Origin of the sequence: Paenibacillus sp. HWE-109 (assembly GCF_022163125.1) — a bacterium.
Classification (GTDB): Bacteria; Bacillota; Bacilli; order Paenibacillales; family NBRC-103111; genus Paenibacillus_E.
This window is the reverse complement of sequence record NZ_CP091881.1, coordinates 3,827,859-3,851,104: the sequence shown is the minus strand read 5'-3', so window position 1 is coordinate 3,851,104 and position 23,246 is coordinate 3,827,859. Positions and strand designations below refer to the sequence as shown.

At 48.2% G+C, this 23,246-nt stretch carries 24 protein-coding genes and 1 other annotated feature; of the genes, 22 read left to right on the top strand and 2 right to left on the bottom strand.

The genetic code is table 11. The features are described from left to right. Positions 1 to 93 precede the first annotated feature (93 nt). Positions 94 to 2,370 (bottom strand): hypothetical protein, encoded by a 2,277-nt coding sequence (locus LOZ80_RS16405; RefSeq protein ID WP_238172378.1) that lies wholly within the window; start codon positions 2,368 to 2,370, stop codon positions 94 to 96. Between the two features lie 190 nt (positions 2,371 to 2,560). Between LOZ80_RS16405 and galU the strand changes: the two genes are divergently transcribed. From galU to LOZ80_RS16385, 4 genes are all read left to right on the top strand, one after another. Then, on the top strand, positions 2,561 to 3,433 hold the full coding sequence (gene galU / locus LOZ80_RS16400; RefSeq protein ID WP_238172377.1) for a UTP--glucose-1-phosphate uridylyltransferase GalU: 873 nt from the start codon (positions 2,561 to 2,563) through the stop codon (positions 3,431 to 3,433). A 6-nt stretch (positions 3,434 to 3,439) separates the two neighbouring features. After that, on the top strand, positions 3,440 to 4,408 hold the full coding sequence (locus LOZ80_RS16395) for a glycosyltransferase family 4 protein (RefSeq protein ID WP_238172376.1): 969 nt from the start codon (positions 3,440 to 3,442) through the stop codon (positions 4,406 to 4,408). A 140-nt stretch (positions 4,409 to 4,548) separates the two neighbouring features. Further along, positions 4,549 to 5,307 (top strand): C1 family peptidase, encoded by a 759-nt coding sequence (locus LOZ80_RS16390; RefSeq protein WP_238172375.1) that lies wholly within the window; start codon positions 4,549 to 4,551, stop codon positions 5,305 to 5,307. Between the two features lie 17 nt (positions 5,308 to 5,324). Next, positions 5,325 to 5,465, top strand: a complete 141-nt coding sequence (locus LOZ80_RS16385; RefSeq protein ID WP_189006588.1) for an N-acetylmuramoyl-L-alanine amidase — start codon at positions 5,325 to 5,327, stop codon at positions 5,463 to 5,465. A 180-nt stretch (positions 5,466 to 5,645) separates the two neighbouring features. On the opposite strand, the gene LOZ80_RS16380 is transcribed toward LOZ80_RS16385, so the two are convergent. Then, entirely contained in the window at positions 5,646 to 5,852 is a 207-nt protein-coding gene (locus LOZ80_RS16380) for a DUF1657 domain-containing protein (protein ID WP_079411817.1), read from the bottom strand. A 196-nt stretch (positions 5,853 to 6,048) separates the two neighbouring features. Between LOZ80_RS16380 and LOZ80_RS16375 the strand changes: the two genes are divergently transcribed. The 18 genes from LOZ80_RS16375 (at position 6,049) to leuS (ending at position 23,223) form a co-directional block, all read left to right on the top strand. After that, positions 6,049 to 6,909: a DUF421 domain-containing protein gene (locus LOZ80_RS16375; protein ID WP_238172374.1), complete on the top strand. Its 861-nt coding sequence runs from the start codon at positions 6,049 to 6,051 to the stop codon at positions 6,907 to 6,909. A gap of 27 nt (positions 6,910 to 6,936) precedes the next feature. Beyond that, positions 6,937 to 7,410, top strand: coding sequence for a stage V sporulation protein AC (spoVAC, locus tag LOZ80_RS16370; protein WP_238172373.1), 474 nt, complete (start codon positions 6,937 to 6,939; stop codon positions 7,408 to 7,410). Between the two features lie 4 nt (positions 7,411 to 7,414). After that, entirely contained in the window at positions 7,415 to 8,434 is a 1,020-nt protein-coding gene (gene spoVAD / locus LOZ80_RS16365) for a stage V sporulation protein AD (protein ID WP_238172372.1), read from the top strand. Beyond that, positions 8,431 to 8,781, top strand: coding sequence for a stage V sporulation protein AE (gene spoVAE / locus LOZ80_RS16360; RefSeq protein ID WP_189006577.1), 351 nt, complete (start codon positions 8,431 to 8,433; stop codon positions 8,779 to 8,781). Before spoVAD ends, spoVAE begins: the two co-directional genes overlap by 4 nt. 225 nt (positions 8,782 to 9,006) lie before the next feature. Beyond that, positions 9,007 to 9,966 (top strand): AAA family ATPase, encoded by a 960-nt coding sequence (locus LOZ80_RS16355; protein WP_238172371.1) that lies wholly within the window; start codon positions 9,007 to 9,009, stop codon positions 9,964 to 9,966. Between the two features lie 4 nt (positions 9,967 to 9,970). Continuing rightward, positions 9,971 to 11,254 (top strand): DUF58 domain-containing protein, encoded by a 1,284-nt coding sequence (locus LOZ80_RS16350; RefSeq protein WP_238172370.1) that lies wholly within the window; start codon positions 9,971 to 9,973, stop codon positions 11,252 to 11,254. Further along, positions 11,247 to 13,478 carry a transglutaminase TgpA family protein gene (locus LOZ80_RS16345; protein ID WP_238172369.1) on the top strand — a complete coding sequence of 744 codons (2,232 nt, stop codon included), beginning with the start codon at positions 11,247 to 11,249 and terminating at the stop codon, positions 13,476 to 13,478. Before LOZ80_RS16350 ends, LOZ80_RS16345 begins: the two co-directional genes overlap by 8 nt. A 56-nt stretch (positions 13,479 to 13,534) precedes the next feature. Next, positions 13,535 to 14,311, top strand: coding sequence for an alpha/beta hydrolase (locus tag LOZ80_RS16340; RefSeq protein ID WP_238172368.1), 777 nt, complete (start codon positions 13,535 to 13,537; stop codon positions 14,309 to 14,311). A 92-nt stretch (positions 14,312 to 14,403) separates the two neighbouring features. Further along, on the top strand, positions 14,404 to 14,898 hold the full coding sequence (locus tag LOZ80_RS16335) for a YqeG family HAD IIIA-type phosphatase (RefSeq protein WP_238172367.1): 495 nt from the start codon (positions 14,404 to 14,406) through the stop codon (positions 14,896 to 14,898). 8 nt (positions 14,899 to 14,906) lie between these two features. Beyond that, on the top strand, positions 14,907 to 16,022 hold the full coding sequence (gene yqeH, locus LOZ80_RS16330; RefSeq protein ID WP_238172366.1) for a ribosome biogenesis GTPase YqeH: 1,116 nt from the start codon (positions 14,907 to 14,909) through the stop codon (positions 16,020 to 16,022). A gap of 17 nt (positions 16,023 to 16,039) precedes the next feature. Continuing rightward, positions 16,040 to 16,900 (top strand): shikimate dehydrogenase, encoded by an 861-nt coding sequence (aroE, locus tag LOZ80_RS16325; RefSeq protein WP_238172365.1) that lies wholly within the window; start codon positions 16,040 to 16,042, stop codon positions 16,898 to 16,900. Positions 16,901 to 16,920: 20 nt separating this feature from the next. Beyond that, positions 16,921 to 17,214, top strand: coding sequence for a ribosome assembly RNA-binding protein YhbY (gene yhbY, locus LOZ80_RS16320; RefSeq protein ID WP_189006555.1), 294 nt, complete (start codon positions 16,921 to 16,923; stop codon positions 17,212 to 17,214). A 12-nt stretch (positions 17,215 to 17,226) separates the two neighbouring features. After that, positions 17,227 to 17,814 carry a nicotinate-nucleotide adenylyltransferase gene (locus LOZ80_RS16315; protein WP_238172364.1) on the top strand — a complete coding sequence of 196 codons (588 nt, stop codon included), beginning with the start codon at positions 17,227 to 17,229 and terminating at the stop codon, positions 17,812 to 17,814. Then, complete coding sequence (yqeK, locus tag LOZ80_RS16310) at positions 17,804 to 18,370, top strand: bis(5'-nucleosyl)-tetraphosphatase (symmetrical) YqeK (protein ID WP_238172363.1); 567 nt, start codon at positions 17,804 to 17,806, stop codon at positions 18,368 to 18,370. The genes LOZ80_RS16315 and yqeK overlap by 11 nt, the downstream gene beginning before the upstream one ends. An 18-nt stretch (positions 18,371 to 18,388) precedes the next feature. After that, a complete protein-coding gene (gene rsfS / locus LOZ80_RS16305; RefSeq protein WP_238172362.1) occupies positions 18,389 to 18,736 on the top strand; it encodes a ribosome silencing factor in 348 nt (115 codons plus the stop codon). After that, positions 18,733 to 19,626, top strand: a complete 894-nt coding sequence (locus LOZ80_RS16300) for a CvfB family protein (RefSeq protein WP_238172361.1) — start codon at positions 18,733 to 18,735, stop codon at positions 19,624 to 19,626. The genes rsfS and LOZ80_RS16300 overlap by 4 nt, the downstream gene beginning before the upstream one ends. Before the next feature lies 1 nt (position 19,627). Continuing rightward, a complete protein-coding gene (locus LOZ80_RS16295; RefSeq protein ID WP_238172360.1) occupies positions 19,628 to 20,389 on the top strand; it encodes a class I SAM-dependent DNA methyltransferase in 762 nt (253 codons plus the stop codon). Between the two features lie 69 nt (positions 20,390 to 20,458). Continuing rightward, positions 20,459 to 20,696 (top strand) — a binding site (T-box leader). A 67-nt stretch (positions 20,697 to 20,763) separates the two neighbouring features. Then, a complete protein-coding gene (leuS, locus tag LOZ80_RS16290) occupies positions 20,764 to 23,223 on the top strand; it encodes a leucine--tRNA ligase (protein WP_238172359.1) in 2,460 nt (819 codons plus the stop codon). Positions 23,224 to 23,246 lie beyond the last annotated feature (23 nt).

Genomic DNA, 23,246 nt, shown 5'->3' with positions numbered 1-23,246 from the left:
TTAATTCTTTTCGTCGGACAGACTCCCAGAAGCTTCTATCCGTGGGAAAGCAACGCTTTCACGCGTAATAGCAGCCCTTGGAGACTCTTAATCTTACTCCATTCGCACGATCGATACATCATCAATCTGCAGCGAAGTCAGCCCGGGGGAATCGATATAGAAGCCGACATCCAGGCTGCCACTGATTACTTTAATGGTGGACTGGATCAGTTGATAACCGCTGCTTGGCAGAATGCTGTTGTACACGGCTTTCCCGCCATAGCCAGCTAGCTCCATGCGAACGGTGCTCGGTGTCTTCCCGTACACGGTTTCTTTGACCCATGCGCTGATTGTATAAGTGCCGCTGGGCAGTGCGCTTAATTTCTGGTGGACGCTCATCTTGTAAGCTTTCGGATCCCAGAAATAAAGTTTGAAGTTCCCGCTATGCACATCGTAGCTGTCGACACCATACTTGGCAGTTTGACCAGCAGGATGCCATTCTGTCCAACCCCCGATCGTGCCCTGCTCAAAGTTCCCATTCGCAATCAGCGGCGTTGCCGCATTCGTTAAACGATCAGTGTCCAAGACCATGCCATCCAAATGGATGTTGCCATTGTCCGAAGCGGTATGTTCCAACGTGATGAAGTTCACGCCTTTCTTCAAATGGATGCGATCCTTCTGACTCGCCCATGACTGCCATCCTGCGGTCGGGGCGAATGAAACCAGATGAGAGGGATCAGCCGTAACTCCTTTCCCATCGGTTGCGCTTGCATGAAGGCTGCCAGTTGCTCCTGACCCATTGGCATAACGGTAGGAGAGTGCGTAATCACCTTCCTCAATAGCTTGCACGGCATAAACAATTTTAGCGCCCGTAATTTGTAAGCCGTCGACAAACCCAAAACCTTCATAACCCGCATAGTTATTGTTAAAATGGGTGCCATTCATCCAAGTTGCGACTTCAGCCGCGTAGTTGACCTTGGTGCCAGCCGGTTCAATCTTGACCACCTTGGATGCATGCTTGGCAAGTGAAGGGCTGTAGGCAGATAAGCTGCCGAGATTTGCTCCCGTCCATAGCTCTGTCGTCTTCGCTGATCCGACAATTCCCAAATCATTCAAATAGTTCACCGCACGCACAGCGGTTTGATCCGAGCGGTTGAACAACCCGACAATCCAGCTTCCGTCCGCTGTTTGTCCCAGCCATTTCTCTGAATTCCTCGCGTTAGGGTCGCTGCTGAACGAATTCCCATTGTTATAGTATGGTTTTCCGACGAAGCCTTGATTGTGCAGTTCGAGCATATTTTTGTTGGTATAAAAGCTGCCGTTCTGTCCAATCGTGGAATATTGATCAGCAATCGCAATGGGCGATCCGGCCATCGTAAATAAATTAATGATCGTTTTGCGTTCTTCATTGGTTTTGAACGTATGCATGCGGATAAAATCGCCATCAAGAATCATGTTGGAGCCGCGTCCAGCAATATCCGAAAATCCGGTGAAGCCCTGGAAGGGGTTGGCCCATTGGGACCAGCTGTTCACCCAATTCTGCCGTTGACCGCTCAGATTTTCCCACCCGCCATGCGCCAGGTCTTCATTGATTCTAACCATATCGCCATAAGGCAGTTCACCAGCGCCATGGTTATTCAAATGCGGCATAACGAGACTTAGTTCCATATCATCGCCAGCAGCCTCCTGCATCCAGCGCAAAGCGGTTTGATAGTTCTCAGCACCATGATTAACGCCAATCGTTTTGCCTTTATCTGTGCCAGTTTCATACCAAGACAGAAAGTCTATGCGAAGATAAGGCACCCCGAGCTGTTTGAAAAAATTTACATACCCTTGGATATAGGCTTTAGCACCAGGCTTGGTCACGTCTACCCAATATAAATCATCATTGAATTTATCGGCAGAACTGGCAATATCACCGATTTTATATGTGGTTCCAATCACCGTTTTCGTTGGATCTTCAGCCGCGCTTCGTGTAACCCAAAGGGGATTATAGTAAACGCCCAGTTTCATGCCTTTATTATGGATATAGGTAGACCAGTAGGACCAATCATGCTGCCACCTATCGTTATGCGATAGAATGTAACCGTTATCATTTGTGCGCTGAGCACCCTCAATCCAGCCATCTGAAGCGATCATATCATAGCCGGAATTTTTGTAATCGCTTGCAATCCAGTCGATATTTTTTTCCCATTCGGCTTCATCCATAGGCGCGTTTCGCGTGTATTGATACTCATAAGTACTCCAATACAGAGGGCCTGTTCCATTTCGCGTATATTGACTTTCCCTTGCTTCTACGGTTTGTGCAGTGATTGTTGCTAGGAATAGAAGTGCACAGCTGAAAGCTAAGAAATGAACAAGTTTGTTTGGGCGCAAAGAGGTTATCATCATGGTCGTTGTTCCTCACTTTCCGTTGATCATTCGGTATATTCTCATCATAACGGAAAGCTGGCTAAGTAACTATGACCTGATTTAACCAGTATATTTTTTGAGAAAAAGATAGATGTCCGTGGCAATACTGAGAGATTTGCATACGTTGAACATAAAGATTATTTCATTTACTTGAGAGATGGTGAGAGGTTTGAAGATTCGAAAAGCGGTCATCCCAGCAGCAGGTTTGGGTACGCGATTCCTACCGGCGACCAAGGCATTGCCAAAGGAAATGCTGCCTATCATTGATAAGCCGACTATTCAATATATTGTTGAGGAAGCGGTAGCTTCAGGCATTGAGGAAATCATCATTGTAACAGGGAAAGGGAAACAAGCGATCGAGGATCATTTCGATAGTTCCTTTGAGTTGGAGAATCATCTGAAAGCAGCCGGAAAGCTTGAGCTGTTGCAGCGGGCACAGGAACCGACCCAGTTAGCCAAACTTCATTATATCAGGCAAACAGAGCCCTTAGGTTTGGGACATGCTATCTGGTGCGCTCGGGCGTTTATTCAAAATGAACCCTTTGCTGTGCTGCTCGGCGATACGTTTTTTGATGCACAAATACCGGCTTTGTCACAGTTGATTCAAACTTATGATCGCTATCAGACTTCTATTATCGGCGTGCAGGAAGTAGATGCACAACTAGCATCCAATTATGGTGTCGTCGAGGCGAAACTTCTAAATGAAGGAATTTACCTTGTTTCGAATTTGATAGAGAAACCAGCGCCAGAAGAAGCAGTATCGAATCTCGCCATTCTCGGGCGTTACATTCTGACACCGCGGATTTTTGACTTGTTAGCCAAGCAGCAAGCAGGCATTGGCAGCGAGATACAATTGACAGATGCCTTGCTGGCGCTTAACCAATTTGAAGCCATGTATGCGTGTAAGGTCCAGGGCGACTGGCACGATATTGGCAATCATCAAGGTTATATTGGAGCCATTCTAGCCGAAACAAACAAAAGACCTAAGCTCAAACAATGGCTTCATGAACGCCTGTCACATATGTTAAGAGAAACGGAGTGAACTCTAATGAAACGGCTTCATATTATTCAAGTTATCTCTAACTATCCGAATGCCCAGAAGCTACCTCCAACCAATCAGGGAGGAACGGAGAAGGTCGTCTATGAACTGACGGAAAATCTCGTGAAAAGAGGTCATCATGTGACGGTTTTCGCAACAAGGGGAAGCCGCACAAGAGCCAAATTGAAGCCATTCCCCAAAGGTCTTCGTGACAAAGGAATTGCCAAATATGTGATGGGCAACTTGCCGCGGCACGTAGATGTTATTCATGACCATACCTTCGGTTCTGCGCTTGGGAAGTTAAAACTGCGAATTCCAACCGTATGCACGCTCCATTTGCCAGTTAAACATCGTGTGAAGCATCCCGTTTATGTTTCCAAGCGAGCCAAACAAGTCATGGGGAAAAATCGCGGTGATTATGTGTATAACGGGATTAATCCGAGCGAGTATGAATTCAGTGACAAGAAGCACAATTATATGGCTTTTATGGGGCGGATTTTACCGGCAAAAGGTGTCCTGCAAGCGATAGAAATTGCGGAAAAAACGAATAAAAAACTGATTATCGCGGGTCCAATCAAAGATAAAGCATGGTTTCGCCGTGAATTGGCCCCTCGCATCCGGCGCAATCCCAATATCCATTTTGTCGGACCGATCGGCGGCCAGAAGAAGCAAAAACTTCTGAAATATGCGCACTGCGTCCTGTTTCCCTCTCTTTGGGAAGAGCCGTTTGGTTTAGTGATGATTGAAGCGATGGCTTGTGGAACGCCGGTCGTAGCGCTTAATCGCGGCGCTGTTCCCGAGGTGATGGCTGGTTTCCCACAGTTAATCTGTAGATCAGTTCCTGAAATGGTTGCCAAAGTCCGGCAAGGGAACTTCCCAAAACCACATGAGCTTAGACGCTATGTCATTCGTCGGTTTACAACCTCTCGAATGACCAAACGCTATGAATCTATTTATAGGCGAGTCATGAACAAATAAGGCAGCCTTAAGGTGCTTATTTGTTCAAATGGCTGCTGTTGAACCTAACCTAGCCTACGGCTAGGTTTTTTGGCACGCTCTTGCCCATGGGTGAATATACTGCCTTTAATTCCGTCACTAGGAATCGAGGGAGGTAACCGATGCGTATTTACAAAGTAAAACGAGATCAACGTGATTTTCGTGATTATTTTTATCGCAGTGCTAATTATGTTCATGAATCGCAACTGCCTCGGCAAATGGACTTGCGGAAGCAGTTATCACCTATCGTGAATCAAGGGCAGCTTGGCTCATGCACATCCAATGCCATTGTAAGTGGACTGCGTGAATATTGGCTGCGCCGCGAAAGCGATTCTAACATTCGGTTGTCTCGCTTATTCCATTATTGGCATGAACGGAAGCTCGAAGGCAGCGTCAATCAAGATGCCGGAGCAACTGTCCGTGACGGGATGAAGGTGCTGCACAAAGTAGGCGTGTGTCCTGAAACGGAGTGGCCATATCGCATAAACCAATATAAAGTGAAGCCGGATGAAGAAGCGGAGCAAGCGGCAAGCTCCTATCGTATCGGCAGTTACCATCGCATCCATGACTTGGCTGGCATCAAAGCGGCTCTAGCAGACGGGCAGCCTGTTGTATTTGGCATAAGGCTGTACGAATCTTTTGAAGGTGCTGCAGCGGCAAGAACGGGGAAAATTCCTTACCCTAATCGCAAGAAAGAACTGGTGCTAGGCGGACATGCGCTGTTGGCTGTCGGTTATAAAGACGGCAAGAGCAAAGGCAAGGGCTACATCATCGCTCGAAATTCTTGGGGGAAAGCTTGGGGAGACCACGGTTATTGTTACTTGCCTTATGCATTTTTCACAAACAAAGCGCTGACCTTTGATTACTGGACCGGCAAATAAGAAAGGGGATTGCTCCCATGTTAAGTGTAGAAGATGCGAACAAGGTGATTGCCTTTTTGTCAGCAGCTTATTTTGCAACGAATGACCAACAGGCAAGAGCGGAGTTTAATCGGTTGGCCAATGAGCTGAGAAAAGCATCCGGCCAGCCCGTGCAATAAGCAAGCAAATCACCCGGAAACGAGGGCGGCTTTTATGCCAGAAGAGTTGCAGAAAGAGGAACTCATTCTTCTAATCTTAGTTTTGTATGTCTTGCTTACTTTGTTGCTTATTTGTTTTTTATAAAATAACAATAAAAACAGCCGCTCGCGCATCTCGCGCAAGCGGCTGTTTTGGCTTGTTTAGAACCCTTTATATTGAGGTTCTTCATTTTCTAATTGCTGGACACGGGAAGAAACTTGAGTGACGATGTCTTGGGTGGATTTGGCCGCAGTTTCATACAACTGCTTAGCTTCTTGATTTTGTGTGCTGAGCGCGAATGTTTCTAAGCTAGCTTGTGCGCTTTTTAGAGAAGCCAACGTTGTTTTTACCTGTGCGGACACGGTCATGAAGGTTCACCTCGTAATAGAATTTTGCAGCAAGAATGATATCTGTGGTGTCAATCACCTTGTTTGCGCTATTTAATATGCCCCGATTTGCCTTTTACATAAATAACAAATAAACCCATTGCAAATTAATGATACTTGACCTCCAAAAAGCACATAATGACATGGATTGGAGTGATAGGTAAGGGAGGATACGGCGATGCCGGATTGGTTGCATATTGTAGTAAGAGCTACGTCAACTTTGGTTTTATTGTTTGTTTTAACGAGGATTTTAGGAAAAAAACAGATATCTCAATTAACGTTTTTCGAGTATGTGATCGGGATTACCCTTGGAGACCTGGCAGGGGTGATTTCCACGGATGTGGAAGCGAATTTCGGACATGGCGTTATCGCCATTCTTGTTTGGTGCTTCGTCCCCCTTGGAATGGAATTGCTCACGCTGAAAAGCAAAACCTTGCGCAACTGGGTTGATGGCAGAGGGACTGTCCTGATCAAAGAAGGGAAAGTACTGGAGGATAATTTGAAAAAAGAAAGGTTTACGGCGGACGAGCTGTTGGAACAATTGCGCACCAAGAGCGTCTTTCGCGTTGCGGATGTGGAGTTTGCCATGCTGGAAGCCAGTGGAGATATCAGTGTGCTCCTCAAAAGCGAGCTGCAGCCCTTGACACCGAAGCATTTGAACATGAAATTAGTAACGGAAAAGCCCACGCAAACGGTCGTGATAGATGGTGAAATTCAGAATGAGCCGCTCGCTGCGGCAGGCAAAGGTCGTGGATGGTTGCATGAGGAACTGGATAAAATAGGCGTAACCATAGAGAATGTTTTCCTTGGCCAAGTAGATACCCACGGGGAGCTCACCGTAGATTTATTTGATGACAAACTCCAGGTTCCGGCGCCAAGTGCAAGACCCATGCTGCTTGCCACCTTGAAAAAGTGTGAAGCGGATTTGGAGCTATTCTCACTTACGACGAAGCATGAGCAAGCCAAGATGATGTATGAGTCATGCTCCGAGCAGCTAACGAAAGTCATTCAATCAGTCACAACCATCTTGAGAAGCTAGGCACTTGGATGAATTGGAGGGAAAGGCATGGCGAACAACAAGAAAAAAACATTGACCATGACGCAGCAGGAATATCAGAAGTTGGCGAAGGAGCAAGAACCCAAACGCCCTGTTTTGAAAAATTGCGTGCGCGCCTTTTTGGTCGGAGGCGTTATTTGTTTAATTGGGGAATGCTTTATGCATATGTATGTCAGCTGGTTTGGCTTTACGGAGAAGACGGCCGGAAATCCGACGGTGGCTACCATGATCATCATTTCTGTCATTTTAACAAGCTTTGGCGTCTACGACAAAATTGCTCAATGGGCAGGGGCAGGCAGCGCGGTGCCTGTTACCGGTTTTGCAAACTCCCTATGCTCCGCAGCGATTGAGCACCGGGCAGAAGGGCTTGTTCTCGGGGTTGGCGGCAACATGTTCAAATTAGCGGGCTCAGTTATTGTATTTGGAACCGTTGCTGCTTTTTTCGTTGGCATTGTGCATCTCATTATTATGGGCGGGAGTTGACCATATGCTCAAGGGGCATCAAAGCTGGATTTTTCCAAATCGGCCCGTCATCCTATCGACGGGTACTGTTGTCGGGCCTGACGAGGGAAAAGGGCCAATCGCGGATGATTTTGATCTTGTGCATGACGATTTGACGATGGGCCAAAAAACATGGGAGAAAGCGGAAAAGGTCCTGCTGGAAGAAGCCGCACAGCGTGCATTGGATAACGCAGGGCTGACTGGCGGCCAGATTCAGTTCTATCTTGGAGGGGATCTGATGAACCAGATCATCTCCAACACGTTCGCTGCCCGCACACTGGGGATGCCGTATCTTGGCTTGTTCGGTGCTTGCTCGACCTCCATGGAAGGTCTGGCACTCGCCGCACAGCTGGTCGATTCAGGCGCCGCCAAGCATGTGATGGCAGGCACCTGCAGCCACAACTGCACGGCGGAGAAACAGTTCCGTTATCCGACGGAATACGGCTCTCAGAAGCCGCCGACGGCGCAGTACACCGTAACCGGCGCTGGTGTCGCCGTGCTGGGCACGTCCGGTGACGGACCTGTCGTCACCTCAGCTACGATCGGTCGGATCGTCGATATGGGCATCACCGATCCGTTCAACATGGGCGCGGCGATGGCGCCCGCAGCCGTGGATACGATCCAGGCGCATCTCCGCGATCTCGATCGCGAGCCTGGCTACTACGATCTGATCATCACCGGAGACCTGGCGGAGGTTGGGGTGAACATTGCGCGGGAGCTGTTCGCCAAGCACAAGGTGCCGATCGAGCAAACGACCTACAGCGACTGTGGTTTGCTCGTCTACGACAGGGAGAAGCAAAGCGTTCAAGCGGGGGGTAGCGGCTGCGGCTGCTCGGCAACCGTCACCTATGGGCATTTGCTCAAACGGATGAAGAAGGGCGAGCTCAAGCGTATTCTCGTCGTCGCGACGGGCGCATTGCTTTCTCCGCTTTCCTTCCAACAAGGGGAGAGCATTCCTTGTATAGCGCATGCAGTTTCTATTGAGTCTGGGGGGTTGTACGCATGAGTTTTGTATGGGCTTTTATTATCGGCGGCGCGATTTGCGTGTTCGGGCAATTGCTCATGGATGTAGGGAAACTGACACCTGCACATACGATGAGTACGCTCGTCGTTTTAGGAGCAATCGCGGATGGTTGCAACTTGTACGATCCTTTCATTGAATTCGCTGGTGCTGGCGCTACCGTTCCGATCACCAGCTTTGGCAATGCGCTCGTGCACGGCGCCCTTGAAGAGCTGCACAAAGATGGCTATATCGGCATCATTACCGGTATTTTCAAGGTCACAAGCGCGGGGATTTCGGCAGCCATTATCTTCTCTTTCATAGCTGCCGTCTTTGTGAAACCCAAAGGATAAATAAAGTGATAAACAAGCCCTTTTGGATCGAACCGAAAGGGCTTGTTTTGCGTCTAAACAGCATGGTTAATTTTAACAAATAAATTTAGAGGAATTACAAGTATACGGACGAAAAGCTTTGCTGTAAACTGGATTTACGCACTTTTTGTAGTTATTCCAACCTAATTTGGACATAAGGGCGGAAATTCGCCCAATGGCAACGCAAACTTTAAGGAGGATCAAGACATGGAAACTGCCACCCATCATCATGTAGAAGTTCTGGCTAGGCTGAAAGCGAATTTAGAATCCTGCATACTTGGCAAGAGCTCTGAGATTGAATTATTACTTACTGCGATGCTGGCCGGCGGACATGTTTTGCTGGAAGATGTTCCTGGAACAGGCAAGACAGTCCTTATCAAAGCACTGGCTCGCTCAATAGACGGTCAATTTCGCCGCATTCAATGCAATCCCGATTTACTACCTTCGGATATTACCGGTGTTTCTATATATCATCCCAAAGAAGAGAAGTTTCTGTTCCGTTCAGGACCGATTATGACGAATATTTTACTCGTCGATGAGATCAATCGGGCTACGACCAAAACCCAGTCAGCGCTTCTGGAAGCGATGGAAGAACAGCATATCACGGTTGACGGGGATATTCATGAACTTCCTTCGCCGTTTCTGATGCTCGCTACGCAGAATCCGATTGATTTCGAAGGCACATACATATTGCCGGAAGCACAGTTGGACCGTTTCATGATTAAGCTAAGTTTGGGATATCCGAGTGAAGCTGCCGAGAAGCTGATGATTGCTTCCCAGAGCAAATTGCACCCGATGGAGTCGCTGCAAGCTGTAATGAACACCGCGGAGGTGCTCTCGATTCAAGATCAGGTAAAGCATGTTCATCTGGATGAAGCTGTTGGCGATTATTTAGTGGCCATAGCTCGCAAAACACGCGATCATCAAGCTGTGTTCCTAGGAGCAAGTCCGCGAGCTACACTGTCGCTAGTGCTTGCTTCCAAATCATTTGCTTTTCTGCAAGGAAGAGATTATGTCATTCCGGATGATATTAAGTACCTTGCTCCCTATGTGCTCGGCCATCGGATGATTCTTCATACGGAAGCCCGCATGGACGGAGCCACGATCTCTTCCGTTCTCGGCGCGATTTTCGAGCAGGTCCGCGTGCCGGTACGATTGGAGAAGTGAGCCTATGAATCGACCGGTATTCAAACGATTCGGGGCGCGTCCCCGGTTTCCGGCACCTCTATGGCTTCTGATCGCCTGCTTCACCGCAAGCTTGTTCTTCCTGCTGTTCCAAGGCGGTAAGCTTGCTTCCATGCTTTTTATCATCATAACGCTCTTATCCATCTACCTGCTATCAGGCAATTGGAGCGGCATCAGACGCGCACAAGGAACTCGCAAAATTTCCAATTTAGGGCAGGAAGCCCAACTGGAAGCAGGGCAATCCTTGCAGATCGGAATTGGCGTGCAAATCCCCGGCTTTTGGCCGATCCCGTATATGATGATCAAGGACCAACTCATCCGTCTGAATGGCGAAGAAACCATTTTTGAAGGATCGCTTGTGCCAGATTGGAAAAGGAAGGGGGAATTGCTGTACAGCACACCGCCTTTGCGAAGAGGGTATTATAAGTTTGGCGCTACGGAGTGTTTGACAGAGGATATTTTTGGCTTCTTTCAGCATAAAGGCCGTTTGGATCTTACGCAGTCGCTAACGGTATATCCGCAAACCATCGTGATTCGGGAATGGGCGCAATTTCACCAAATGCTCAAAGGAATGCAGCATCACTCCACAACGACGAGAGCGCACCGCGAGACGACGCAAATCAACGGGGTGCGGGAATATATTTATGGGGACCGGCTATCGCGGATTCACTGGAATGCCACAGCCAAAACAGGGACATGGAAGTCCAAAGAGTTCGAGCGTGAATCGCTTCCCAAAACGATCATCTTGCTGGATCGCACCGCCCGTGCTTATGGGGATGTAGCTGAATTTGAGCTGGCAGTATCTGTAGCTGCTTCGTTATTTCGCTACGGTGCCAGTCGCGATTTGGCGTTAGGCTTACTTTCCATCGGCAAGGAATCCACGTTCTTTGAAGCGAAACAAAGCCAGAATCATCACAAACACATTCTCAAGCATTTAGTCGGTGTCGAAGCAGATGGCTATCGCCCTTTGAATCAGATCCTCAAGGAACATACACGTGAGCTGCCAGCTGGCTGTTTCTTCGTTATCATTTCTCCGCAAAAAGGAGCCGTGATGATGCAGGTATTAACGCATCTGGAGCATTTGCAAATGAATCCTTGTCATATCTGGGTCCATGATAGGTCTCCTCAAGCTTTCAAACCACTGGGTGCACAGCAGGATAAACAAGAAGATTGGATTAAAGCTATCCGTGCGCAGGGTTATATGGGGTATGAGGTCAACCAATTAACGGATTTGCCCAATCTGTTGGGAGGGGCGAAACGTTATGCCTAACTCCATCTGGAAAAAGTTTCTGTTTGCCGATTGGGAGCAGCGTGTCAGCGCCATTCTGACCGGGGTTTTCCTTTATCAATTCGTGATTTGGATTATGAAAGAGGATGGCTTGTGGCTTCCCCAAACCGTTTCTTTCGTCACAGCTTCATTATGCCTGATCGCGTTTACGTACTTCTTGCCTCGACTGCACGGCGTATGGCGTTTCATTCTGCAATTCCTGTTGATTGTATGGCTGCATGGCTGGGGAATGGGTTATCACTTCGTCGCTGTGCATGTGACATCATGGCATGAAACTTTGCGCTGGATTGCTTTAAATGCCGGGCAATTGGAACCTTTCATTTGGTTCAGCCTATCCGCTTGGGTCACGTATCAATTCGCCATGTGGTCTGTTCAATCCAGATTGCGGATCGTCGTGCTAATTTTCGTCAGTGTTATGTTTTTTGCCATCCGTGATTCCTTCAGCACGATTTTTCTATGGCCACAGGTTGCCATCGTTATTCTTTGCGGCTTTTCGCTGTTGATGCTTCGCCACATGGCCCGCTTGAAGGAACGCGCGCCTGTGATTTGGGAAACCATCACTGATTACCCGTCAGCGCTGATCGTACCCGTTGTTTTGATTGTTGGTGTAACCTTTCTGGTTGGACTTGTTGCCCCAACGGTGAGTCCGATTATCACCGACCCCTACACAGCCTGGAAGGTCAGCCGCGGAGAATCCGTTCCGCTCCTAGGCAAAGGCATCAGTGTTACAGCTTCTACGGCTGATGCTTCCTCTGGCTACAGCCGAGATGATAGCCGGCTGGGAGGCGGCTTCCGTTATGATTACACTCCGGTCATGACGGTTGAAACAACGAAGCGAACCTACTTCCGTGGAGAAACGCGTGCATTATATAATGGAAAAGGGTGGGAAGCTAGTCCTTCTGAGCGCAAACTTCCGGTTAATCGCGTTAATTTGAACCCGCTTCCGCTTGACCCGCGATTCGATCAGTCCTTGCTGCAAACGCAAGAGGTGAAACAGAAAGTTGTCATGCAGCGGGAAGAGGTATTTCCCGTGCTGTTCGGAGGATTTGCTATTCAGAAAATAGACGAAGTGAATCAAGGCGAGAATCCGTTTCAACGAATTTTATGGTCACCTCGTCAATCGGAGCTCCGTTTTACAGGCAAAAGCAATTATCCCAAAGATTATGTCATAACGACGCAAGAGCCGATTCTGGAAGAAGCCTTATTGCGCGAAGTGAAAGCCGATTATACGAACAAACCGGATTGGGCTGAGTATTTGCAAGTGCCGACTGATTTACCTGAACGTGTGAAGCAATTGGCACTTGATATTACCAAGTCGGCAACAAATCCGTATGATCAAGCCAAACTAATCGAAAAGTATTTGTCCGAGCACTATCCGTATACGAACACACCGGATGAAACAAAAGGCAAGAGCAAGGATTTCGTGGATCGCTTCTTGTTCGAAGTGAAGCAAGGCTACTGTGATTATTATTCAACCGCTATGGCTGTCCTTACGCGCTCGATCGGTCTTCCTACACGTTGGGTAAAAGGGTATTCATCGGGCGTCTCACCAGTACCTGACCAGATCAGGGACTTCGGTATTTTGGGTCAATTGGGAGCTGAAATCGATGCAAATGCTGAGGGGACGTACACGATCAGAAATTCAGATGCCCATTCGTGGGTAGAAGTTTATTTTGAAGGTTTCGGCTGGATTTCTTTTGAACCGACTTCAGGCTTCAAGTTGCCGAATCTATTCCCTGAGGTAACGCCGCCTCCTGTTCCGTTAACAACAGAAACGGACCCATTGCCTGAAGTAGAGTCAACAGAAGCGGCGCCAAGCTTTACATGGCTATGGCTAACTTTAAGCGGTATAGCAGCAGCTTTTGTGGTTGCTTCCGGCTTATACTTCGCAATGAGAAGCGAGGTCTGGAGCGCTTGGCGAACACGGCGCAAAGAATTACAAGTGATTAATTTTAATCAAAAAATTATTGTTGAATTTGAAAAACTGCTGCGATTAAGCCGCCGCAGAGGCTATTTGCGTCTGGAACATGAAACGATGAGAGAAGCGGCAACACGGTGGGCGAATCAAAGCAAGTGGATGAAAAAAGAGCTGGAAACGGTGATCGAGCTCTTTGAACGAGCCAAGTATAGTCAGTTGAGTTCTACAGAAACGGATTACCAAACGGTTAATCAGTCGATAAGCCGATTAAAAGAACAGATGAAATAGCAGTAGAAGCCACTTCCCTAATAGGGAGTGGCTTCCCTGTGAGAGGAGATATTCATATGGCGTTTATAGATTGTCACTTTTTTTCAGATTCTCTTGGTGTATCTGCATCGATGCACGTTATTTTACCGCAAGTGGCGAAAAGTCAAATTGGGTTGGCTTCATCTGTTTATGGGGACAAGCATCCGACACTTTATTTGCTCCACGGTTTGTCCGATGATCATACCATTTGGATGCGCAGAACGTCGATTGAACGATATGCTTCAGAGCTTGGCATTGCGGTTGTCATGCCTGCTGTGAATCGCAGCTTTTATGCCGATATGGCGTCGGGACCTAACTACTGGACGTTCATCAGTGAGGAGCTGCCTGCTCTCGCCCGTTCCTTTTTTCCATTAGCCGAAGAAAGAGAATTGAATTATGCGGCAGGACTTTCCATGGGCGGTTACGGAGCAATGAAGCTTGCGCTAACGCATCCAGATCGGTTTGCTGCAGCGGCTAGCTTATCCGGAGCTTTGGATATTTCCGGCCGGGCCATCAGTTTTCCGGATGATTTCAAACTGATCTATGGCGATGTTACGAAGATTAAAGGCAGCGGTGACGATTTATTTCATTTGGCAGATCAACTGTCGGTGTACCAAGGGGTTAAGCCTGAACTCTATCAATGCTGTGGCACGGAAGATTTCCTGTATGAAGATAATATCAGGTTCCGTGATTATTGCCGCGATTTGAAGCTGAACCTAACCTATGAAGAAGAGCCAGGCACACATGAATGGGGCTATTGGGATCGCAAAATTCAAAATGTATTGAACTGGCTGCCGCTTCCGGCGCGTTCCTAGAGCGAAAATATGTTCTTTTTCTTTTTGCAACAAACGGGTCACTATGGTATAGTTTCACGTATATGTCGAGGAAGCAGTTGGAGGGAAGTTGTTTGCTGAAAAAGCTCATACCCAGACAGTCCGTACATACAATCTATGATATTGATGCCAATCACCTTTGGGATTTTGGCGTTCGCGGAATCATTACAGATCTCGATAACACACTGGTAGGCGCGCGTGATCCGCATGCGACTCCTGAGTTAATAGAGTGGTTGAAACAGCTGCAGAAGATGGGCTTCAAGGTGGTCATTGTGTCCAACAACAACCATGGCCGCGTTTCCGCCTTTGCCGAGCCTCTGGGCATTTCGTTCATCCATCGTGCCAAGAAACCTACGAACGTCTCATTTCACAAGGCTATGAAGCTGCTTGGTACGAACGTTAGACAAACAGCGGTCATAGGCGATCAAATGTTAACAGACGTTCTTGGCGGCAATCGAATGGGGCTTTATACGATCCTGGTTCAGCCGATCTCCATAGCGGATGAAGGTTTTTTCACGAAAATTAATCGCCGTATTGAGAAGTGGGCATTGAAGAGGATGAAGAATTAGGAGGTTTCATGATTACAGAAACAGTGAATCGTTGTGCAGGCTGTGGTGTCCTTCTGCAAACGGAAGAAAAAGGCAAGCTCGGTTACATACCAGCCGAAGCGATGGACAAGGAGCCGCTGATTTGTCAGCGCTGCTATCGCATTAAACACTACAATGAATCTTCGAGTATCACTCTCCAGCAGGACGACTTCCTGAAATTGTTGGGACACGTCGGTCAAACCAAAGCGCTGGTTGTGAAAATCGTAGATATTTTTGACTTTGAAGGCAGTATGATCAGTGGTCTAGCCCGCTTTGTTGGCTCGAATCCGGTTCTGCTTGTCGTCAATAAAATCGATTTGCTGCCCAAAGTAACGAACGCCAACAAAATTATTAATTGGGTGCAGCGCAGAGCCAAGGAAGAGAATCTCAAGGTCGTGGATATTGTTCTTTGCAGCGCGAAGAAAAATATTGGCTTTGATCGTGTAATTACTGCTGTTCAAGAGTATCGCGGCAACATGGATGTCTATGTCGTTGGGGCCACGAATGTGGGCAAATCAACGTTGATTAACCGTTTGATCAGCGATTACAGCGACTTGGATTCGGAACTTACGACATCACAGTACCCAGGCACTACGCTGGATCTCGTGAAGATCCCGTTAGATGACGGGAAATTTATCGTGGATACGCCGGGGATTGTTCATAAGCACCGGTTAACAGAAGTGGTGAAGAAGCGCGACTTAGCCCGTATTATGCCGGATAAGCCGCTAAAACCGATGGTTTTTCAATTGAATGAAGCCCAAACATTATTTTTTGGCGCTTTAGCCAGATTTGACTTTATTAAAGGGGAGCATCAGTCCTTTACTTGCTATACGTCCAATGCGGTGCAAATTCACCGTACCAAATTAGAACGCGCGGATGAGTTGTATGAGGAGCACAAAGGTGTCATGCTGGCGCCTCCGAATCTAGCAGATCTGGAAGAACTGCCTAAGCTTGTGAAGCATCCGCTGCACATTCCTAAGGGGAAACAGATGGATGTGTTGATCTCAGGCTTGGGTTGGATTCGTGTCAACAGTATCGCTGGAGCAGATCTTGCCGTTCATGCACCTAAGGGGATTAAAGTTATCGCGCGTGAAGCATTGATATAGGGAGACCGGAGGAAACCATGGAGAAGAGCCGCACAATTGACAGTCATACGATTCTATACGGGGTATTCGGAGATCCGATTCGGCACTCCCGTTCCCCGATTATGTTAAATCGGGCTTTTCAAGAAGCCGGAATTAATGCGGTATACGCAGCTTTTCATGTTCGTCCTGATGAGTTGGGTAACGCGGTTCGTGGAATTCGGGCATTAGGCTATCGTGGAATCAATGTAACCATTCCACACAAAGTGGAAGTCATGTCATATCTCGATGAAATTGATGAAGGCGCCAGCATTGTTGGCGCGGTGAATACCATCGTGAATGAAGCTGGCAAGCTTGTCGGCTACAACACCGATGGCATCGGCTATGTAAGATCGCTTAAAGAAGAGACGGGTATTGTGCTGTCAGGTAAACGTGTGCTTCTCCTTGGGGCTGGCGGCGCGGCAAGAGGTGTTGCTTATGCGCTTGCCAAAGAAGGTGTAGCCTGTATTTATATAGCAAATCGCACCAAGGAACGTGCCATTGAACTTGCGGAAACAATCAGCGTCTATACAAAGACTGTTGGACTGGGACTTGATGAGCTTGGGGATATTGTGGATGAAGTTGATTTTGTACTCAATACAACATCAGCTGGCATGCATCCTCATGTCGATGAGCTTCCAATGCCGGTAGAGCTGCTGCGCGAACACCATTTAGTCAGTGATTTGATTTATAATCCGCGGATCACGCGGTTTTTGCGTGAAGCGGAAGCCAAAGGTGCCCGCATCCATGGCGGACTTGGCATGTTTATTTATCAAGGCGCATTTGCCTTCGAATATTGGACTGGTACTCCTGCGCCCGTAGCGGCGATGAGACAGGTGGTAGAACAGTCGTTAGCTGAATAAGAATGAATAGAGGGACATCGATGTTATCAGGCAAACAGAAACGTTATTTGCGCTCCATGGCGCACCATGTAGATCCAATTTTTCAAGTTGGCAAAGGCGGAGTGAACGAACATTTGATTCGTCATATCCAAGAAGCACTGGAAGTGCGTGAACTGATCAAAATTACCGTGCTCAACAACAGCGGCGAAGATCGCGATGAGGTAGGTACGGAGCTTGCGGAGAAATCCGGGGCTGAGCTTGTGCAGGTTATTGGCAAAATGGTTGTGCTCTACAAAGAATCGCGTGACAAGAAGAAGATCGAACTGCCGCGCTAAAGAGGTGGAAGCATGCTGGTCGGAATTATGGGAGGCACCTTCGATCCGATTCATACCGGGCATTTAATAGCCGCAGAGCGGGCGAGGGTGGAAGCAGGTTTGGATGAAGTTTGGCTGATGCCGGCTAATGTGCCTCCGCACAAGCCAAATGCCCCAAAGGCATCCATCCAGGAGCGTTGGGAAATGGTTTGCCTTGCCGCTGAAGGCAATCCTTTTTTTCGGCCGATTGATATCGAAATTACCAAAGGCGGCGTATCTTATAGTATCCAGACCATTGAGCTGCTGCTCAAGGAATATCCGGATACAGAATTTGCTTATATTATAGGTGCAGATATGGTTCAATATTTGCCGCAGTGGCATCGCATCGATGACATCGTGCGGCATATTCGTTTTATTGGTTTAGCAAGGCCTGGCTATGCACTCGATATGGAACAGCTTCCCCTGCCTATTCGTAGTCGGGTGTCGCTCGTTCCGATGCCGCAAGTAGATATTTCTTCAACGATTATTCGCGAGGAAAGGCAGCGCAAACGCTCTGTTCGCTACTTGGTTCCAGAGGCTGTGAATCGTTTCATGGAGGTGAACCGATTGTATGAATCGTGAGAAGCTGATTGCCGCTGTCAAGGAGCAAATGCCTGAAAGACGCTGGCTGCATACGCTTGGCGTCATGGAAACCAGTGTAATCTTAGCCAAGCGTTTTGGCGGAGATCCGGAAAAAGCGGACTTGGCGGCTATTTTGCACGATTATTGCAAGTATTGGCCTGTACAAGAGCAAGCTAAGATTATTAGGGACAACGCATTGCCGCAGGACTTGTTGCAGTTCGACAAAGAACTATGGCATTCCCATGCCGGAGCCTTTATCGCCAAATCCCAATTTGGGATCGTGGATGAAGAAGTTTTGGATGCCATTCGTTACCATACTTCCGGTCGTGAGGCGATGACATTGCTCGATAAAATCGTTTGTCTGGCAGACTATATGGAGCCAGGACGCGACTTTCCCAGTGTTGATCGTATTCGTGAACTTGCCGAGATCAGCTTAGAGCAAGCATTGATTGCCGGGTTTGATTCTACGATCGCTTTTTTACTTGCCAAAGGCAAGCGGATTTATCCATTGACCATTTTGACACGCAATGATTTGATTCAGCAAATAAACACTTAATATTTGGAGGATGATTGAATGAGTAAAAACCCAGAGGAAATATTGGCATTTGTCGTAGAAGCAGCCGAGGATAAGAAAGCGGCAGATGTTGTCACGCTTAATCTGCAAGGCGTATCGCCGATTGCGGATTACTTCGTTATTTGTCACGGCAACAGTGAGACACAAGTGCAAGCCATTGCTGGAGAAGCCCGCAAAAAAGCGCATGAACACGGTGTGAACATTCGCGGTTTCGAAGGTATTGATACAGCAAGATGGGTCCTGCTTGATCTGGGGGATGTTGTCCTTCATGTTTTCCATCGCGATGACCGGGAATATTACAATATCGAAAGACTTTGGTCCGATGCCAAGGTTGTGGAGCGCGTATGAGACTGGAAGCAGGATCCCTTGTTACCCTCGAGGTAGCAAGGGAAGTTCCGCCTAACGGTTACTTTCTGAGCGACGGCTATCAGGATGTGTTGCTGCCTTATGCGGAAATTGTAGGGAAGATTAAGCCTGGGGATCAAGTGGAAGCTTTCTTGTTCCACGATACACAGGATCGATTGATGGCGACTTTGAAGCGTCCGCTGATTCAAATGGGTGAAGTGGGCTTGCTTGAAGTTGTTGATATCCACCCGAGATTTGGTTATTTCCTCGAAATGGGTTTAGGCCGCAATCTGCTGCTTCCATATCGGAACGTGCCGGAACTGGAAGAACTGCGCCCACTCGTAGGGGACAAAGTATTTGCCACCCTGGCGCATGATCGGCAAGGGCGTCTAATTGCCAAATTAGCGCTGGAAGAGGATCTAGCACCTCTATGTGTGCGTGCTCCTTCGAGTTGGAGCAATCAGTGGGTCAAAGGGCGTGTATATCGGCCGCTGCAAATCGGTACGTTCGTCATTTGTGAAGCCGGTGTGCTTGGCTATGGGGTTATCGGCTTGATCGCTGCACCGGAACGCACACGCTTGCTGCGTGTGGGGGAACTGGTTGATCTGCGCGTTGCTTTTGTGCGGGAAGAAGATGGACGAGTGAACTTGTCGATGCGGCTTCCTAAGGAAAAAGGCCGTGATGAAGACGCAGACAAGATACTCAGTGTCCTGCGTGAGCGTCCAGGACATGCAATGCCCTTTTCCGATAAAACATCGGCTGACATCATCAAAGATCGATTTGGCCTTAGCAAAGCAGCTTTCAAACGCGCTCTGGGCAAGCTGATGAAGGATGGGCTCATTTATCAAGAAGAGGACTGGACCTATCTGAAGCCAGAGGAGACGCAAGGCTGATATGAGCTACCAAAAATTTGCCTATACGTATGACCGTTTAATGAATAATATGCCTTACGAGGATTGGCTTCGTTTCGCTAATGAAGGCTTCGAGCGGTTTGGTCTTCAGCCCTCAGTAATTGTCGATCTTGGATGCGGTACCGGCAATATCACGATTCCGTTAGCCGCAGCAGGCTATCAGATGACGGGCATTGATTTGTCAGAAGATATGCTGGCTGTCGCTGAGCAGAAGGCTGGAGAGCATAAAATGCCGTTTCGCGGCGGCGCGATTCGTTGGGTGCAGCAGGATTTGCGGGAATGGGATCTGGGCGAGCAAGCTGACGCGGCGCTTTCTTTCTGTGACAGCTTGAATTATTTGCTAGAGGAAGACGAGATTGTCGATGCATTTCGTCACACATACGAAGGACTTAAATCAGGCGGGTTGTTTCTTTTTGATGTGCATACGCCCGAGCAGTTGTTCGCTTATGCGGAATCTCAGCCTTTTTTCTTAAACGAAGAGGATGTTGCCTACATATGGACAAGCGAGCTCGACGAGGAAAGAGTCCAAATCGAACACGATTTGACCATCTTCGTCAAAGATGAAGGAAGCAAGGGAGCATTTCGAAGAATCGACGAAATCCATCAACAGCGAGCCTATCCTCTGGAATGGCTGCAACAAATGCTGCTGGAAGCCGGTTTTGCAGAGGTCCACTTAGCTGCTGACTTCACTTGGGAACAGCCGACCCGTGCGACGGAGCGCGCCTTCTTTATAGCCAAGAAATAAACCTGAGAAATCGGGCGCCGCTTGACATGACGGCATTATTTTACATATAATCAAAGCTAATCAGATGTGCTTAAAGCTAAGAAGAGGATCAGTAACTTGTACAACATCTCTCAGAGAATCGGTTAAAGGGTGGAAGCCGGTAGATGTTAGTCTTGTGAACTCGCCTTGGAGCTAGAAGGTGAACCACCAGCAGGCTTGGTGCTAGCCGGATCGTCTCACCCGCGTTAAGGGGCAGAGTGAACACAAGCAAAGTATGCTTCGTGTTAACTAGGGTGGTACCACGGGAATCTAACCTCTCGTCCCTAGCGATATCCGCTAGCGATGAGGGGTTTTTTGGTGCTTATAGCACTTTGAACTTAGGGAGGAATTCAGACATGACACAGGAAACCAAAGAAACGAGAGAGACGCAAGGCTATAATCCGCAAGCCGTGGAATCCAAATGGCAGGGTTATTGGGATACGAAGAAAACATTCAAAGTTTTGGAAAATTCGGATAAGCCGAAATTCTATGCACTGGATATGTTCCCATATCCGTCCGGGGCGGGTCTGCATGTCGGGCATCCGGAAGGCTACACGGCAACGGATATTGTTTCACGTTTTAAACGGATGAGAGGGTATAACGTGCTTCATCCTATGGGGTGGGACGCTTTCGGACTTCCTGCGGAGCAGTATGCGCTTGATACAGGGAATGATCCGCGCGAGTTCACCAAGAAGAATATTGACACGTTCCGCCGCCAAATTAAGTCACTCGGTTTCTCGTATGATTGGGATCGTGAAATCAGCACGACGGACCCGGAATACTACAAATGGACGCAGTGGATTTTCATCCAACTGTACAACAAAGGGCTTGCTTACGTAGATGAAGTTCCGGTCAACTGGTGTCCGGCTCTGGGCACGGTGCTTGCGAACGAGGAAGTCATTGATGGCCTGAGCGAGCGGGGCAACCACCCGGTTATTCGCAAACCGATGCGCCAGTGGATTCTGAGAATCACGGAATATGCGGAGCGGTTGCTGGAAGATCTGGAGGAGCTGGATTGGTCCGAAAGCATCAAGGATATGCAGCGCAACTGGATTGGGAAATCAACAGGGGCAGAAGTGCATTTTGCGATTGAAGGCCAGACAGAGCACAAGCTGACCGTGTTCACAACACGTCCGGATACGCTTTTCGGTGCAACGTATTGTGTATTGGCGCCGGAGCACGAACTGATTGCACGCATTACGACAGCCGATCAGGAAGCTGCGATCAAGGAGTACCAAGAGAAGGCATCCCGTAAGAGCGATCTTGAACGTACAGACCTTGCCAAGGATAAATCAGGCGTATTTACGGGCGCATATGCGATAAACCCTGTGAATGGCGCTAAGGTACCGATTTGGATTGCTGATTATGTCCTTGGCGGATATGGAACTGGCGCCATTATGGCTGTGCCAGGGCACGATCAACGTGACTGGGAGTTTGCTAAACAGTTTGATTTGCCGATTATTGAAGTTGTGCAAGGCGGAAACATTGAACAGGAAGCCTATACAGGCGATGGGGCTCATGTGAACTCCGAACCGATCAATGGCTTGAACATTGAGCAAGGAATCAGCCACATGATCGCTTGGCTGGAGCAACATGGCAAAGGACAAGGCAAAGTGACCTACCGCTTGCGCGACTGGCTGTTCAGCCGCCAACGCTACTGGGGAGAGCCGATTCCGATTCTCCATCTGGAAGATGGCACAATGAAGCCTGTTCCTGTGGATCAGCTTCCACTTTTGCTGCCGCAGGTTGACGAAATTAAGCCTTCAGGCACAGGAGAATCACCGCTGGCGAATGTTTCGGAGTGGGTGAATACGATTGATCCAGAAACAGGCATGAAAGCTCGCCGCGAGACGAATACGATGCCGCAATGGGCTGGAAGCTGCTGGTACTACCTGCGCTTCATCGATCCGCATAATGACAAGGAGTTCTGCTCGCACGAGCTGCAGCAGCAATGGCTGCCTGTCGATTTGTATATCGGGGGTGCGGAGCATGCCGTGCTTCACTTGCTGTATGCGCGTTTCTGGCACAAAGTGCTCTACGACCTTGGCTTCGTTCACACCAAAGAGCCATTCCATAAGCTTGTAAACCAAGGGATGATCCTTGGGGAAAATATGGAGAAAATGAGTAAATCCCGCGGCAATGTGGTGAATCCAGACGATATTGTCAGCGATCAAGGTGCGGATACCTTACGTATTTACGAAATGTTCATGGGACCTCTGGAAGCAACCAAGCCGTGGAACACGACGGGTGTAGATGGAATCTACCGTTATTTGAATCGTGTATGGCGTTTATTCGTAGATGAGAATGGGCAAGTTCAAGCCAAAATCAGTGCGGACGAACAGTTGGGCAGCGATAGCTTCAAACGTACATGGCACCGCAGCATCAAGAAAATTACCGAGGATTTCGAAGCTCTACGATTCAATACGGCAATCAGCCAAATGATGATTTTCGTCAATGAAGCGTACAAGACGGAGCGTTTGCCGCTTGAAGCAATGAAGAACTTCGTTCAAATGCTGTCGCCGCTTGCTCCGCATCTGGCTGAAGAGTTATGGGAGAAGCTGGGCGGTACAGAGTCCATTACGTATGAGCCTTGGCCAACATATGATGAGGCATGGACAGTGGATAATGAAATTGAGATCGTCGTTCAAGTTAACGGCAAGATCGTTGATCGTGTACTGATTTCCAAAGATACAGATGAAGCGGCGATGGAAAAAATTGCTTTTGATCTCGACAAAGTCAAAGAAGCGACCGCCGGAAAGGCCGTTCGCAAATTGATTGTCGTCAAAGGGAAGTTAGTTAATATCGTTGTAGGTTAATAGATCAAGATGACGACGGAGAA

Excerpts from the sequence above, each read along its gene's own strand:
- LOZ80_RS16405 (WP_238172378.1), bottom strand. The coding sequence starts at position 2,370 with ATGATGATAACCTCTTTGCGCCCAAACAAACTTGTTCATTTCTTAGCT.
- LOZ80_RS16395 (WP_238172376.1), top strand. The coding sequence starts at position 3,440 with ATGAAACGGCTTCATATTATTCAAGTTATCTCTAACTATCCGAATGCC.
- LOZ80_RS16390 (WP_238172375.1), top strand. The coding sequence starts at position 4,549 with ATGCGTATTTACAAAGTAAAACGAGATCAACGTGATTTTCGTGATTAT.
- LOZ80_RS16385 (WP_189006588.1), top strand. The coding sequence starts at position 5,325 with ATGTTAAGTGTAGAAGATGCGAACAAGGTGATTGCCTTTTTGTCAGCA.
- LOZ80_RS16380 (WP_079411817.1), bottom strand. The coding sequence starts at position 5,852 with ATGACCGTGTCCGCACAGGTAAAAACAACGTTGGCTTCTCTAAAAAGC.
- LOZ80_RS16375 (WP_238172374.1), top strand. The coding sequence starts at position 6,049 with ATGCCGGATTGGTTGCATATTGTAGTAAGAGCTACGTCAACTTTGGTT.
- spoVAC (WP_238172373.1), top strand. The coding sequence starts at position 6,937 with ATGGCGAACAACAAGAAAAAAACATTGACCATGACGCAGCAGGAATAT.
- spoVAD (WP_238172372.1), top strand. The coding sequence starts at position 7,415 with ATGCTCAAGGGGCATCAAAGCTGGATTTTTCCAAATCGGCCCGTCATC.
- spoVAE (WP_189006577.1), top strand. The coding sequence starts at position 8,431 with ATGAGTTTTGTATGGGCTTTTATTATCGGCGGCGCGATTTGCGTGTTC.
- LOZ80_RS16355 (WP_238172371.1), top strand. The coding sequence starts at position 9,007 with ATGGAAACTGCCACCCATCATCATGTAGAAGTTCTGGCTAGGCTGAAA.
- LOZ80_RS16350 (WP_238172370.1), top strand. The coding sequence starts at position 9,971 with ATGAATCGACCGGTATTCAAACGATTCGGGGCGCGTCCCCGGTTTCCG.
- LOZ80_RS16345 (WP_238172369.1), top strand. The coding sequence starts at position 11,247 with ATGCCTAACTCCATCTGGAAAAAGTTTCTGTTTGCCGATTGGGAGCAG.
- LOZ80_RS16340 (WP_238172368.1), top strand. The coding sequence starts at position 13,535 with ATGGCGTTTATAGATTGTCACTTTTTTTCAGATTCTCTTGGTGTATCT.
- yqeH (WP_238172366.1), top strand. The coding sequence starts at position 14,907 with ATGATTACAGAAACAGTGAATCGTTGTGCAGGCTGTGGTGTCCTTCTG.
- aroE (WP_238172365.1), top strand. The coding sequence starts at position 16,040 with ATGGAGAAGAGCCGCACAATTGACAGTCATACGATTCTATACGGGGTA.
- yhbY (WP_189006555.1), top strand. The coding sequence starts at position 16,921 with ATGTTATCAGGCAAACAGAAACGTTATTTGCGCTCCATGGCGCACCAT.
- LOZ80_RS16315 (WP_238172364.1), top strand. The coding sequence starts at position 17,227 with ATGCTGGTCGGAATTATGGGAGGCACCTTCGATCCGATTCATACCGGG.
- yqeK (WP_238172363.1), top strand. The coding sequence starts at position 17,804 with ATGAATCGTGAGAAGCTGATTGCCGCTGTCAAGGAGCAAATGCCTGAA.
- rsfS (WP_238172362.1), top strand. The coding sequence starts at position 18,389 with ATGAGTAAAAACCCAGAGGAAATATTGGCATTTGTCGTAGAAGCAGCC.
- LOZ80_RS16300 (WP_238172361.1), top strand. The coding sequence starts at position 18,733 with ATGAGACTGGAAGCAGGATCCCTTGTTACCCTCGAGGTAGCAAGGGAA.
- LOZ80_RS16295 (WP_238172360.1), top strand. The coding sequence starts at position 19,628 with ATGAGCTACCAAAAATTTGCCTATACGTATGACCGTTTAATGAATAAT.
- leuS (WP_238172359.1), top strand. The coding sequence starts at position 20,764 with ATGACACAGGAAACCAAAGAAACGAGAGAGACGCAAGGCTATAATCCG.